General features: G+C 68.3%; 11 protein-coding genes and 1 riboswitch. Of the genes, 7 read left to right on the forward strand and 4 right to left on the reverse strand.

All coding sequences use genetic code 11. The annotated features are described in order from the left end of the window. Nucleotides 1-30: 30 nt before the first annotated feature. Nucleotides 31-1920 carry a phosphomethylpyrimidine synthase ThiC gene (gene thiC / locus F793_RS0100260; protein WP_018880936.1) on the reverse strand — a complete coding sequence of 630 codons (1890 nt, stop codon included), beginning with the start codon at nt 1918-1920 and terminating at the stop codon, nt 31-33. Between the two features lie 77 nt (nt 1921-1997). Continuing rightward, nucleotides 1998-2095, reverse strand: a riboswitch (TPP riboswitch). A gap of 100 nt (nt 2096-2195) precedes the next feature. Between thiC and F793_RS0100265 the strand changes: the two genes are divergently transcribed. Further along, nucleotides 2196-2876, forward strand: coding sequence for a TIGR00153 family protein (locus F793_RS0100265; RefSeq protein ID WP_018867589.1), 681 nt, complete (start codon nt 2196-2198; stop codon nt 2874-2876). 32 nt (nt 2877-2908) lie between these two features. Next, complete coding sequence (locus F793_RS0100270; RefSeq protein WP_018881984.1) at nt 2909-4168, forward strand: inorganic phosphate transporter; 1260 nt, start codon at nt 2909-2911, stop codon at nt 4166-4168. A gap of 37 nt (nt 4169-4205) precedes the next feature. Here the strand turns inward: F793_RS0100270 and F793_RS0100275 are convergent, their stop codons facing one another. After that, entirely contained in the window at nt 4206-5714 is a 1509-nt protein-coding gene (locus tag F793_RS0100275; RefSeq protein ID WP_018881983.1) for a YdiU family protein, read from the reverse strand. Between the two features lie 145 nt (nt 5715-5859). Here F793_RS0100275 and F793_RS0100280 point away from each other — a divergent pair, with 145 nt between their 5' ends. Continuing rightward, nucleotides 5860-6363 (forward strand): hypothetical protein, encoded by a 504-nt coding sequence (locus F793_RS0100280; protein ID WP_018867592.1) that lies wholly within the window; start codon nt 5860-5862, stop codon nt 6361-6363. A 57-nt stretch (nt 6364-6420) separates the two neighbouring features. Here F793_RS0100280 and argH read toward each other — a convergent pair whose 3' ends face one another. Further along, a complete protein-coding gene (gene argH / locus F793_RS0100285) occupies nt 6421-7869 on the reverse strand; it encodes an argininosuccinate lyase (protein WP_018867593.1) in 1449 nt (482 codons plus the stop codon). Between the two features lie 115 nt (nt 7870-7984). On the opposite strand from argH, the gene F793_RS0100290 reads away from it, so the two are divergent. The 4 genes from F793_RS0100290 (at nt 7985) to F793_RS0100305 (ending at nt 11650) form a co-directional block, all read left to right on the forward strand. Continuing rightward, nucleotides 7985-9016 (forward strand): sensor histidine kinase, encoded by a 1032-nt coding sequence (locus F793_RS0100290; RefSeq protein WP_018880938.1) that lies wholly within the window; start codon nt 7985-7987, stop codon nt 9014-9016. Next, the gene (locus F793_RS0100295; RefSeq protein WP_018879277.1) at nt 9013-9735 is read left to right on the forward strand and encodes a LytTR family DNA-binding domain-containing protein; all 723 of its coding nucleotides are present in this window, start codon (nt 9013-9015) and stop codon (nt 9733-9735) included. The genes F793_RS0100290 and F793_RS0100295 overlap by 4 nt, the downstream gene beginning before the upstream one ends. Before the next feature lie 135 nt (nt 9736-9870). Beyond that, on the forward strand, nt 9871-10815 hold the full coding sequence (gene hemC, locus F793_RS0100300) for a hydroxymethylbilane synthase (RefSeq protein ID WP_081618404.1): 945 nt from the start codon (nt 9871-9873) through the stop codon (nt 10813-10815). A 4-nt stretch (nt 10816-10819) separates the two neighbouring features. Next, entirely contained in the window at nt 10820-11650 is an 831-nt protein-coding gene (locus tag F793_RS0100305; RefSeq protein WP_018881982.1) for a uroporphyrinogen-III synthase, read from the forward strand. 230 nt (nt 11651-11880) lie between these two features. On the opposite strand, the gene F793_RS0100310 is transcribed toward F793_RS0100305, so the two are convergent. Further along, entirely contained in the window at nt 11881-12909 is a 1029-nt protein-coding gene (locus tag F793_RS0100310; protein ID WP_018881981.1) for a CDP-6-deoxy-delta-3,4-glucoseen reductase, read from the reverse strand. Nucleotides 12910-13029 lie beyond the last annotated feature (120 nt).

A 13029-nucleotide genomic window follows, 5' to 3' on the forward strand; every position in this document is an offset into this window, starting at 1 on the left:
GGCGTCCTGACCCGGGCCAGCCCCGCTGGCCTACACCTCGCGGTAGATCTTCGCGCCCTTCTCGACGAACTCGACCGCCTTTTCCTGAAGGCCCTTCTTCAGGGCCTCGTCCTCCGAGATGCCCTGGGCCGCGGCGTAGTCGCGCACGTCCTGGGTGATCTTCATCGAGCAGAAGTTCGGGCCGCACATGGAGCAGAAGTGGGCGACCTTGTGCGCATCCTTCGGCAGGGTCTCGTCGTGGAATTCGCGCGCGCGCTCCGGGTCCAGCGCGAGGTTGAACTGGTCCTCCCAGCGGAATTCGAAGCGCGCCTTGCTGAGTGCGTTGTCCTGCAGCTGCGCGCCGGGGAAGCCCTTGGCCAGATCGGCGGCGTGGGCGGCGATCTTGTAGGTGATGATTCCGTCGCGCACGTCCTGCTTGTTCGGCAGGCCCAGATGTTCCTTCGGTGTCACGTAGCAGAGCATCGCGGTGCCGTACCAGCCGATGTTGGCCGCGCCGATGCCGGAGGTGATGTGGTCGTAGGCCGGGGCGATGTCGGTCACCAGCGGGCCGAGGGTGTAGAAGGGCGCCTCGAAGCAGTCCTCCAGCTCCTTGTCGACGTTCTCCTTCACCTTCTGCAGCGGGACATGGCCGGGGCCCTCGATCATCACCTGCACGTCGTGTTCCCAGGCCTTCTGGGTCAGCTCGCCCAGGGTCTCCAGCTCGCCGAACTGGGCGGCGTCGTTGGCGTCGGCCAGACAGCCGGGGCGCAGGCCGTCGCCCAGCGAGAAGGAGACGTCGAACGCCTTCATGATCTCGCAGATCTCGTCGAAGTGGGTGTAGAGGAAGTTCTCCTGGTGATGCGCCAGGCACCACTTGGCCATGATCGAGCCGCCGCGGGAGACGATGCCGGTCACCCGGTCGGCGGTCAGCGGCACGTACTGCAGGCGCACGCCGGCGTGGATGGTGAAGTAGTCCACACCCTGTTCGGCCTGCTCGATCAGGGTGTCGCGGAACAGCTCCCAGGTCAGGTCCTCGGGCTTGCCGTCGACCTTCTCCAGCGCCTGGTAGATCGGCACGGTGCCGATCGGCACCGGCGAGTTGCGCAGGATCCACTCGCGGGTCTCGTGGATGTTCTTGCCGGTGGACAGGTCCATCAGGGTGTCGCCGCCCCAGCGCGCGGACCACACGAGCTTCTCCACCTCCTCCTCGATCGAGGAGGTGACCGCGGAGTTGCCGATGTTGGTGTTCACCTTCACCCGGAAGTTGCGGCCGATGATCATCGGCTCGAGTTCCGGGTGGTTGATGTTGGCGGGGATAATCGCGCGGCCGCGGGCGATCTCCTCGCGCACGAACTCGGGGGTAATCTCCTCGGGGATGGAGGCCCCGAAGGACTCCCCGGCGTGCTGCCGCAGCAACTTCTGGTAGCGCGGGTCGGCGCGCAGCGCCTCGAGGCGGTTGTTCTCGCGGATCGCGACGAACTCCATTTCCGGGGTAATGATGCCCTTCCGGGCGTAGTGCATCTGCGAGACGTTCGCGCCGGCCTTCGCGCGGCGCGGCGGGCGGATGTGCTCGAAGCGCAGGCGGGCCAGCTCCGGGTCGGCGGCGCGGGCGCGGCCGTACTCCGAGCTCGGGCCGTCCAGCCACTCGGTGTCCGCGCGTTCGTCGATCCACGGGCCGCGCAGGTCCGCCAGGCCCCGGTGCAGGTCGATGCTCGCCTCGGGGTCGGTGTAGGGGCCGGAGGTGTCGTACACCGGGATCGGCGGGTTCTCCTCGGGCGTGCCGGAGGTCATCGTCGGCGTCTGCGCGACCTCGCGATACGGCACGCGGATGTCCGCGCGCGACCCCTCGACGTAGCGCTTCTCGGAGTTCGGGAACGGGCGGGTGACCTCCGCGGAGACCTCGGCGGTCTTGCGGGCAAACGACTCGGGGATGGCGCTCATGATCGGACCTCTGCTGTCGCGTGAGGCGAAGGGAGCGCGGGCAGGGCGATCGCGGGGGCAGGGACCCCGGGTACAGCAGACCGTTGACCGAGCTTCCCTCCGCCGGTGTTAACCGGTTCAGGTTCAAGGGGACTCTCTCAGCCCGCATCCACGGCGGGCACCCCCAGCTCTGATCCACGAGTCTAGCGCAGAACGGCGGCCTCGACACGAACAAGTCCGCGCGGGCCACGGTGTTTTGCGTTAGATTATGGCTTTGTGACAACCTTCGCGCCGCCATGTCCCCCAAGAACTTCGTCTTCGAGCTGTTTGGCCGTTCCCCGGTGCGCCCGCTGCAGGCGCACATGGAGAAGATCCGCGCCTGCATCGCCGAGCTCCCCCCGTTCATGGAGGCCATGGCGCGCGATGACTGGGAGACCGCGCGCGAGCAGCAGCGCAAGATCGCGAAGCTGGAGCGCGAGGCCGACCGCCTGAAGAAGGACCTGCGGCTGCACCTGCCCAAGGGCATGATGCTGGCGATGTCGCGCCGCGACGTGCTGGATACCCTGCTGATCCAGGATCGCATCGCCAACATGGCGAAGGACATCGCCGGGCTGATGCTGGGCCGCCAGATGCAGTTCCCCGACAACATGCGGGAACCGATCAAGCGTTTCCTCGACCGCAGCGTGGATGCGGTCGATCAGGCCGGTCGGGCGATCAACGAACTGGACGAACTGGTGGAGGCGGGTTTCCGCGGACACGAGGTCGAGGTCGTCAACGGCATCCTTACCGAACTGGACCAGATCGAGCACGAATCCGACGAGGCCCAGCGCGAGGTGCGCGAGATCCTGTTCGCCCAGGAGGCGGAGCTGCCCCCGGTTAACGTGATCTTCATGTACCGCGTGATCGACTCGATCGGCGAGCTGGCCGACCTGGCCCAGCGTGTAGGCAGCCGCCTGCAACTGATGCTGGCGAAGTAACAGGCCATACCAAGTAAGGAACCGAGGACCGCATGGAATACAGCACCCTGTTGCTCGGCCTTGCAGTGATCTTCGGCCTGTTCATGGCCTGGGGCATCGGCGCCAATGACGTCGCCAATGCGATGGGTACCTCGGTCGGCTCGCGCGCGCTGACCATCCGCCAGGCGGTCTTTGTCGCCGCGATCTTCGTATTCTCCGGGGCCTGGCTCGCCGGCGGCGAGGTCACCCAGACCATCCGCAGCGGGATGGTCGACTCCAGCCTGATGGCGGACAACCCCGAACTGCTCGTGTACGGGATGCTGGCCGCGCTGGCCGCAGCCGGAACATGGCTGCTCGTGGCCTCCTACTTCGGCTGGCCGGTCTCCACGACCCACTCCATCATCGGCGCGATCGTCGGCTTTGCCGTGGTGGGGCTGGGGTTCGAGGTGGTGCGCTGGGAGCGCGTCGGGACCATAGCGATGTCCTGGGTGGTCTCGCCCATGGTCGGCGGCATGATTGCGTTTGCCCTGTTCCGCAGTGTGCAGATCCTGATCCTGGACACCGTCGATCCGCTGAAGAACGCCAAGCGCTGGGCCCCGCTGTACATCTTCCTGACGGCCTTCGTCACCGCCCTGGTCACGATGTTCAAGGGACTGACCCATGTCGGGCTGGACCTGACGACGCTGCAGGCCTATGGCTTCGCCACCCTGGTAAGCGCGGTGGTGGTCGTGCTCGGGATGATGGCGATCCGCCGCCTGCGCTTCGACGACCCCACGGGCGTGGGCGAAGAGGGCTCCCATTTTGCCAATGTCGAGAAGGTGTTCGGCGTCCAGATGGTGGTGACCGGCTGCGCGATGGCCTTCGCCCTGGGCTCCAACGACGTCGCCAATGCGGTGGGGCCGCTAGCCGCGGTCGTGGACGTGATCCAGACCGGCGATGTGAGCACCGAGACGGTCGTGCCGATGTGGGTGCTGCTGCTGGGCGGGTTCGGGATCGTCTTCGGCCTGTTCACCTACGGCCACAAGGTCATCGCGACGGTCGGCACCGGCATTACCCAGCTCACGCCCAGTCGTGGCTATGCGGCCACGGCCGCGGCGGCGGCGACCGTGGTGCTGGCCTCGGGCACTGGCTTGCCGATCTCCACCACGCACACCCTGGTCGGCGCGATCCTCGGGGTGGGCCTGGCGCGCGGGATCGCCGCGATCAACCTGGGGCTGGTGCGGATGATCTTCCTGTCCTGGATCGTGACCCTGCCGGCCGGGGCCATCCTCGCGGTGGTCTACTTCTACATCCTGCGCGGCATCCTCGGCTAAGCCCGGGCGCGCGATTCACGCGCCCGCATCGGTTGCTTCAGGACGAACAACTCAACTGAATCCCGCTGGCCCATTCCGGGGGCAGGTCCGCATAGGCCTCGAACTCGGGCTGCTCATCGAACGGCCGGGCGAGAATCCGCTGCAGGCGCAGCACCTCGGAGGGATCACCGGCCTCGGCCCGCTCGATTGCGGCCTGCGCCAGGTGGTTGCGCAGGATGTACTTCGGGTTGACCGCGTTCATCGCCGCCCGGCGCGCATCCGCCGCCCGGGCTTCCTGCGCCAGGCGTGCCTGGTAGCGCGACCACCATGCCTGCCAGGCGTCCCGATCCTCCAGTTCCAATTCCAGCTGCGCGCGCGTCTCCGCCTGCTCCAGATCCGGCAACTGGCGGAAAAAGCGGGTGTAGTCCACGCCCTCGGCCGCCATGCGGGCCAGCAGGTCCTGGATCAGGGCCTCGTCGCCTTCCTGCGCCGCCTGCAGGCCGAGTTTCGCCCGCATGCGCGCGAGCCAGGCACGGCGGTACTGCGGCTGGAAATCCTGCAGCAAGGCCTTGGCGCGCTCGATCGCCGCCTCCCGGGTAGGGTCGGCGAAGTAAATCACCAGGGTCTCGGCCAGGCGGATCAGGTTCCACTGCGCGATCTGCGGCTGCTGATCGAAGGCGTAGCGCCCGCCCTGGTCGGTGTGGTTGCAGATGTAGCCGGGGTCGAAGGCATCCATGAAGGCGAACGGACCATAGTCGATGGTCAGCCCGGCCAGACTCATGTTGTCGGTGTTCATCACCCCGTGACAAAACCCGATGGCCTGCCAGTCCGCGATCATCTCCGCGGTGCGTCCAATCACCGCCTCCAGCATCGCAGCCACCGGATCTTCGGCATCCACCAGCTCCGGATAGTCGTGCGCCAGGGCATAGTCGATCAGCTCCTGCAGGCGCGCGCTGTAGCCGTTGTAGTGGAAGTACTCGAAATGGCCGAAGCGGAGGAAAGACGGCGCCGCCCGCAGCACGATGGCCCCCGGTTCGATACGCTCGCGATAGACCCGCAGACTGGAACCAAACAGCGCCACGGCCCGCGTGGTAGGCACACCCAGCGCCGCCATCGCCTCGGAGACCAGGTACTCGCGCACCGAGGACCTGACAACCGCACGACCGTCCGCCCCTCGCGAGTACCGGGTTGGCCCAGCCCCCTTGACCTGCAGTTCCCAGGTCTCGCCCCGGGCGGTTCGGACCTCGCCGAGCAGCTTGGCGCGACCATCCCCCAACTGTGGCACGAATACTCCGAACTGATGACCGGCATACACCGATGCCAGGGGTTCGGCGCCCGGCAGCTCGCTCCCCCGGGTACAGGCCCCCAACCACGGATCGCGCTCCAACGCGGCCGGGTCCAGGTCCAGGCGACCGCACATGTCGGGGCTTGCGGCCAGGCAGTTGGCGCCGGGAAACGGGGCCGGGGCGGGCCGGTCATAAAAGGCCTCCGGCAACCGGGCGAAGCGGTTGATCCACTCCAGTTCCGTTTCGGGGAGGTCAGATTGTGCAGGGTCGTGGACCGACATGGGGCAGCTCGGCAGGTTGCGGTGTCAGGGGTTATCATGCGCGTCGCAACGACCCCGGTTCAGGAACCCACGGCGGTCGCACGTTCATTCCCCGGCCGGGGCCCGTGGCCACCGGCCGTCCGCATGCATCCCGGAGGCAAGCCCCGTGTCCGAACAAGACAACCCCAAGCCGCAGAACCTGAAGACCAGCGAACGCCTGGTGTGGCTCGGCTTCATGCTGTTCTTCGTGGTCGTGCTGGCGATCTACATCGCCCGCGGCAACGGTCTGGAACAGGATCTGTCGGAGGCCAACCGCGACCTGCTGCAGGCGCAGATGCAACTGCAGCAGTACACCCGCCACGAAGTGCCGCGCCCGGTGGAACTGGGTCTGACCAACGCCCACATCCAGGACCTGCAACGCCGCGGCATGGTGCGCCCGAATGAGCGCCTGGCCGACGACCTGATGCCGCAGACCGACCTGATCCCCCACGAGGCCCCGGCGGGCGAGGAATACGCCTTCCGCCGCGACGGCATCCACGTACTCAACCACCAATGGGTGCTGGCGAACTTCGAGGGTGACTCCGCGCATGGCCAGTTGCTGCTGGCCTACGAGGTCGTCCACGGCAACGTGCACTGGGAAGTGCTGGAGTCCACGCTGGATCGCAGGTAAGGCTCGCGGCGAACGGGGTCGCGCTCTCCCCGTGTCCGTCCGGCAAGGCCCTCTGCGTCAGGTATCCGCGCGGGCCAGCGCGGCCAGGTGTTCGCGCGCCGCTGCGGCCTGGCGGCGGACCTGGTCCGGGGCGGTCCCCCCGGTGAGGTTGCGCGCCGCCGCCGAGCCCTCCGGCGTCAGCACCGCGAAGACATCCTCGCCCACCGCCGGGCTGATCGCCTGCAGCTCTGCCAGCGGCAGCTCCGCCAGATCCACCCCGCGTTCCTGGGCGATGCGCACCGCCCGGCCGACCACCTCGTGGGCGTCGCGGAAGGCCACGCCCCGTCCGACCAGGTAGTCCGCCAGGTCGGTCGCGGTGGCAAAGCCCTTGCGGGTCGCGGCCAGGGTATTCTCCCGCCGCACCTCGAGGTTCGGCACCATGTCGCCGAAGGCGCGCAGCGACCCGAGCAGGGTATCGACGGTGTCGAACAAAGGCTCCTTGTCCTCCTGGTTGTCCTTGTTGTAGGCCAGCGGCTGGCTCTTCATCAGGGTCAGCAGGGACATCAGGTGGCCATAGACGCGGCCGGTCTTTCCGCGCACCAGCTCCGGCACGTCCGGGTTCTTCTTCTGCGGCATGATCGAGGAACCGGTGCAGTAGCGGTCCGGTAGCTCGATGAAAGCGAACTGGGCGCTGGTCCACAGCACCAGCTCCTCGGCCTGGCGCGACAGGTGCATCATCAGGGTCGCCGCGGCCGCGGTGAATTCGATGGCGAAATCACGATCGGAGACGGCGTCCAGGGAGTTGCGGGTCACGCCATCAAAGCCCAGCAAGTCGGCCGTGTATTCGCGATCCAGCGGATACGGCGTACCGGCCAGCGCGGCCGCGCCCAGCGGCAGGATGTTCACCCGACGACGCGCGTCACGCAGGCGCTCGGCATCGCGCTCCAGCATCTCGTACCAGGCCAGCATGTGGTGGCCGAAGGTGACCGGCTGCGCGGTCTGCAGGTGGGTGAAGCCCGGCATCACCGTCTCCGCCTCGCGTTCGGCCAGGGCGACCAGACCGTCCTGGTAGCCGCGGATCAGGCGCAGGATGTCGTCGATGCTCGCACGCAGCCACAGCCGGATGTCGGTGGCGATCTGGTCATTGCGCGAGCGCCCGGTGTGCAGCTTCTTGCCGACGTCACCGATACGCTCGATCAGCCGTGCCTCGATGTTCATGTGCACGTCCTCGCGCCCGACCTGCCAGTCGAACGCACCGGCGGCGATCTCGTCGCGGATCGCGTCCAGCCCCTCGAGGATCTGCGCGGCCTCGGCGTCGGTCAGCACCCCGACCTTCGCCAGCATGCGTGCATGGGCCTGGGAGCCCTGGATGTCCTCGCGATACAGACGGCGGTCGAACGCCACCGAGGCGGTGAAGCGCTCGACGAAGGCATCGGTCGGCTCGGAGAAGCGTCCGCCCCACAGCTTGGCCTCGCCGGAGGCGGCGGGTGTGGCGGCTGGCTTGTCGTGCGGGGAATCCTGCGTCATGGTGCTTCCTGAAGGGACTTGGAAAGACACGGAAGTATACGGGCACAAAGGGGGGGTGAACATGGCACGACCACGTCCCCGGAACGAGGCCCGGTACCAGGGGAGCAACTGACGCATGGCCCAGGGGGACTCCGCCAGGCAGACCAACGGGGAGCTGTCGCCGCTGCCGGACTTCTGCAGCGCGGAGACCCTGCTGCGGGTGCTGATGGTCGCCGTGCTGCTGGCGCTGGCGATCGCCCTGCTGCGCGGCGGGGGGCAGGACTGGCTGTCGGCCCTGGCGCTGCACGCCCTGTTCATCTTCTGGGTGGCGCTGACCAGCCTTCTGATCCTGTGCGCCCTGAAGCGCCCGCTGCACCGGCTCCCCCTGACCGCCCAGATCGTGCTGCCGCCGCTGGTGCCCATCGCCAACACGGCCATCGTCTATCGTCTGGCGGAGGAGCTGGTGCTGGCCGACCCGGCCCTGCGCTGGCCGGTGATCGGTGTGGCGACCATCCTCAGCCTGGTGGCGATGCACTACCTCTACCTGCAGGCGGCCTGGCAGCGCGAGACCCGGGCCGTGGCCGCGGCCCGCGAACAGGCGATGCGCGCCCGCCTGCGCCCGCACTTTCTCTACAACAGCATGAACACCATCGCCGGCCTGTGCCGCAGTGACCCGGAACGGGCGGAGCAGATCACCCTGGATCTGGCGGACCTGTTCCGCGCCACCTTCGCAACCGGGGACCGCCACTCGCTGCGCGAGGAGCTGGAGCTGGTCCGCGCCTTCCTCGGGATCGAGCAGACCCGCTTCGGCGAACGCCTGGAACTGGACTGGGACTGTCCCGACCATGCCGGACTGGACGTGCCGGTGCCCACGCTGTTCCTGCAGCCGCTCGCGGAGAACGCCATCCAGCACGGGATCGCCCCGGCGCGCGGCGCGGGCCGCATCTGGGTACGCTGCCGCATGGACTCGGGCCGGGTGACGCTGATCCTCGGCAACAGCGTGGACGCGCAGGCCCGCGGCGAGGGTACCGGGACCGGCACCGAGGCCGTGCGGCTGCGACTGCAGCATGCCTTCGGTGAACGGGTACACTTCGAAACCGAGGGGGGCGACGGGGCGTTCGAGGTCCGCATCCGGCTGCCCCTCGCGACCCGGGAGGGAACCCCATGAACGACCGCCCACTGGACTTGCTGGTCGCCGACGATGAACCCATCGCCCGCCAGCGCCTGAGCGCTCTGGCCCGGGAGCTGGGGCATCGGGTGGTGGCAGAGGCCGCGCACGCCGGTGAGGTCGAGACGCGCCTGCGAGACCACACGCCAGATGCCCTGCTGCTGGACATCGACATGCCCGGCGAAACCGGGCTGGAGCTCGCGCGGCGCCTGCATGCCGCCGACCCGGGGCTGACCGTGATCCTGGTCACCGCCCATGATCGCTTCCCTCTGGAGGCCTTCGAGGCGGGGGTGCGCGACTATGTGCTGAAGCCGGTACGCCGCGAACGACTGGACCAGGCGCTGCAGCGCGCGGTGCAACAGAAGCAGGGGCGGGTCGAAACCTTTCCCAACGAGGTGCACATCACGGTGGGTCGGCGCGAGGAGCGCGTCCCGCTGGAGCGGGTCGATATCTTCATCGCCGAGGGCGGCTACGTGATGGCGCGTTCCGCGCGCCTGGCGGGTTTTGTGGATGGCCGCCTGCGGGATCTGGAGAGTCTCTACGGCCCGGCGCTGTTGCGGGTGCACCGCGGCTGCCTGGCGGTGAAGGCGTCGATCAAGGGGATCGAAACCCTCGGACCTACCGACAACCGCCTGTTGTTCCACGACGACCTGGACCCGATGCCGATCAGCCGCCGCCAGCTCCCGCGGGTGCGCGAGTACCTGCGCAACGGCACCTGACTACCTGGCCCGCCCCGGACATCCGGCGGATCAAGGCCGGGGAAACGCGCGGGATTCGGGGCCGACCGCCATGATCGTTATACTAGTGCGTTTTGAACGCCCGGCCGCCTGCGCCGTGGCTCGCCCGGACAACCCATGAAGCCTGTACGCATCGCCACCCGAAAGAGCCCGCTTGCCATGTGGCAGGCGGAACATGTCGCCGCCCGCCTGCGCGCCCGCGAACCCGAGCGTCCGGTCGAACTGGTCGGCATGACCACCCAGGGCGACCGCGTGCTGGACTCGCCGCTGGCCCGGATCGGCGGCAAGGGGTTGTTCGTGAAGGAGCTGGAGATCGCGCTGCTGGAGGACCGCGCCGACATCGCGGTGCACTCGGTGAAGGACGTACCGATGGAGCTCCCGGAGCAGCTGGAACTCCCCGTGATCCTGGACCGCGAAGACCCGCATGATGCGTTCGTGTCCAACCGCTACGCCCATGTCGACGAGCTGCCGCAGGGCGCGCGGGTGGGCTCCTCCAGCCTGCGCCGCCAGTGCCAGCTGCGGGCCCGGCGGCCGGACCTGGAGGTGCGCGACCTGCGCGGCAACGTGAACACGCGCCTGGGCAAGCTGGATGCCGGCGAGTACGACGCGATCCTGCTGGCCGCGGCCGGGCTCAAGCGCCTCGGGTTCGACGAACGCATCCGCTCCTGCCTGGAGCCGGACGTCAGCCTCCCGGCGGTCGGCCAGGGGGCCATCGCCATCGAATGCCGCGCGGGCGACCGCGCGATCGGCGACCTGATTGCGCCTCTCAACGACCCCGACACCGCCGACCGCGTGCGTGCCGAACGCGCCTTCAACCGCCGTCTGGAGGGCGGCTGCCAGGTGCCGCTGGCGGCCCATGCCACGCTGGACGGTGACCAGCTGCACCTGGACGGACTGGTGGGCGCGGTGGATGGCAGCCGCCTGCTGCGCCGCCAGGTGGACGGGCCGCGCGGCGAGGCCGAGGCCCTGGGGATTCGCCTCGCGGACATGCTGCTGGAACTGGGGGCGGGTGAACTGCTCGCGGCCGCCCACCGCGAACACGGCCAGGACACGAAGGGGTAGACGCATGACCGCATCCGCAGACGAGAACGCCGTGGCCACCGAGGGTCAGGGTCCGCTGGCCGGCCTCGGCATCCTGGTGACCCGCCCGGCCGCCCAGGCCGAGCCCTTTTGCGAGGCGCTGGCGGCGGAGGCCGCAACGGTGATCCGTTTCCCCGTGCTGGAGATCCTGGCCCCCAGCGACCCCACCAACCTGCGCGAGATCCTGGAGCGGCTGGACCGCTTCGACATCGCGGTGTTCATCAGCCCGAACGCGGTGCAGCGCGTACTCAACCTGGCACTGGCGGAGCGCGACTGGCCGGTGACCACGCAGATCGCCGCCATCGGTAACCGCACCGCGCAGGAGCTGAAGGGCTTCGGTCGCCCGGCGGATATCCTGCCCCCACGGCGTTTCGACAGCGAGGCGCTGTTGGCGCAGGAGGCCATGCAGGACGTGGCCGGCAAGCGCGTGGTGATCTTCCGCGGGGACGGCGGGCGCGAGCTGCTGGGCGACACGCTGAAGGAACGCGGCGCCGAGGTGACCTTTGCCGAGGCCTACCGCCGCGGACGCCCCGAGGGCGATACCGGCGAACTGATGTATTCCTTCTCGCGCGGGCAGATCGACATCATCACCATCACCAGTGGCGAGGGCCTGCGCAACCTCTACGAGATGGTCGGCAAGCTGGGCCGCATGTGGCTGCGCAAGACCCCGCTGGTGGTCGGCAGCGAGCGCATCGCCGAGATCGCGCGGGAACTCGGCTTCAAGGCCGCGGTGGAAACCGCCGAGGACCCCACCGACACCGCCATGCTGGCCGCCGTCCACCGCCTGGCAGACCAACTACGCACGGACCGCACCTGATCATCCACCACGACAAGAGCCTTTCACAGGAAGACTGGAAGATCGGAAGGTTCTACAGCTTGGGCGTTGACCAAACGATCAACGCCTTGCAAGCACCAGCGTCAGGGAACTCTCTGATGCCGCCAAGAAATCTTCCTTCTTCGCGTCTTCCTGTTCAGGCTTTTCGCCCTTGAATTTCTTCGTGCCTTCGTGCGCTTCGTGGTGAACAAGCCCTGCGAACGCCGGCGGGTTTACTCGGCCGGGGTGGCGGGCTCGAAGCTGTCGTAGTAGAGCTGCTCCGGCGGCAGGCCGGCGGCGCGGAAGGCCTCGCGGGCGGCGTGGATCATGGCCGGAGGCCCGGCCATGTAGACGTCGAAGCCGGACAGGTCCGGATATTCAGCGAGCACCGCGTCGTGCGGCCAGCCGCTGACCGCGGCAAAACCGGCGGCCGTCTCGGCCGGGGTATCGGACAGGACCGGCGTGAAGCGGAAATACTCGGCGTGCTCGTCCGTCATTCGGGTGAGCCAGTCCGGGGCATAGATGCCTTCCGCCGCGCGCGCGCCCCAGAACAGGTGGTGCGGCCGATCCAGCCCCTCCGCGGCCAGGTGATCCAACATACCCTTCAGCGGTCCGAAACCGGTGCCGCCGCCGACGAACAGGCGCGGCCTCGGCGATTCCTCGTCGACGAAGAAACTGCCGAGCGGGCCCTCGATGCGCAGCAGGGCCTTGGGCTTGAGCTCCTCGAACACCATGGTGGAGAAACGCCCGCCCGGCATCTGCCGCACGTGTAGAACCAGCTGGGCATCGTCATGCGGGGCGTTGGCGAGCGAGTAGCTGCGGCGGTCGCCACCCTTCAGCAGCACGTCCAGGTACTGCCCGGCCAGGAACTGCAGGCGTTCGGTGGCCGGTAGCTGCAGGCGCAGCTCCATCACATCGTCCGCGAGGCGGTTCAGCTCCGCCACACGGCACGGCAGGGTCTTGACGACGATATCCCGGGCGGCGCCGATCTCGCGCACCTCGATCTCCAGATCGTCCACCGGCACGGCCTGGCAGAACAGGGCCATGCCGTCGGCCAGTTCGGCGTCGGTGATGCCCTGCGGCCGGGTCGGTCCGTGATCGACTTCGCCCTGCAGGACCCGCCCCTTGCAGGAGCCGCAGGCGCCATTGCGGCAGCCGTAGGGAAACGCATAGCCCTGGCGCAGGGCGGCCTCGAGGACGGTCTCGTCGTCCTCGACCTCGAACACGTGGCCACTGGGCTGAATGGTGACATCGAACGCCATGGAAACCCCCGGTCGCGGAAAGCCGATCATTCTCGCCAGTAGCAAGCGGAACGCAAGCAACCGCAATCCCGCCGGGTGGCCCGGATGGAGATCTCGCGGGAACCAGCCCTGGGGGTTTCG

This window comes from Thioalkalivibrio sp. ALE22 (genome assembly GCF_000381445.1).
GTDB lineage: Bacteria > Pseudomonadota > Gammaproteobacteria > Ectothiorhodospirales > Ectothiorhodospiraceae > Thioalkalivibrio.

What these genes read in the sequence shown, in the direction of transcription:
- thiC (WP_018880936.1), bottom strand. Translation starts at nt 1,920, where the DNA reads ATGAGCGCCATCCCCGAGTCGTTTGCCCGCAAGACCGCCGAGGTCTCC.
- F793_RS0100270 (WP_018881984.1), top strand. Translation starts at nt 2,909, where the DNA reads ATGGAATACAGCACCCTGTTGCTCGGCCTTGCAGTGATCTTCGGCCTG.
- argH (WP_018867593.1), bottom strand. Translation starts at nt 7,869, where the DNA reads ATGACGCAGGATTCCCCGCACGACAAGCCAGCCGCCACACCCGCCGCC.
- F793_RS0100290 (WP_018880938.1), top strand. Translation starts at nt 7,985, where the DNA reads ATGGCCCAGGGGGACTCCGCCAGGCAGACCAACGGGGAGCTGTCGCCG.
- F793_RS0100310 (WP_018881981.1), bottom strand. Translation starts at nt 12,909, where the DNA reads ATGGCGTTCGATGTCACCATTCAGCCCAGTGGCCACGTGTTCGAGGTC.
- F793_RS0100295 (WP_018879277.1), top strand. Translation starts at nt 9,013, where the DNA reads ATGAACGACCGCCCACTGGACTTGCTGGTCGCCGACGATGAACCCATC.
- F793_RS0100275 (WP_018881983.1), bottom strand. Translation starts at nt 5,714, where the DNA reads ATGTCGGTCCACGACCCTGCACAATCTGACCTCCCCGAAACGGAACTG.
- hemC (WP_081618404.1), top strand. Translation starts at nt 9,871, where the DNA reads ATGAAGCCTGTACGCATCGCCACCCGAAAGAGCCCGCTTGCCATGTGG.
- F793_RS0100305 (WP_018881982.1), top strand. Translation starts at nt 10,820, where the DNA reads ATGACCGCATCCGCAGACGAGAACGCCGTGGCCACCGAGGGTCAGGGT.
- F793_RS0100265 (WP_018867589.1), top strand. Translation starts at nt 2,196, where the DNA reads ATGTCCCCCAAGAACTTCGTCTTCGAGCTGTTTGGCCGTTCCCCGGTG.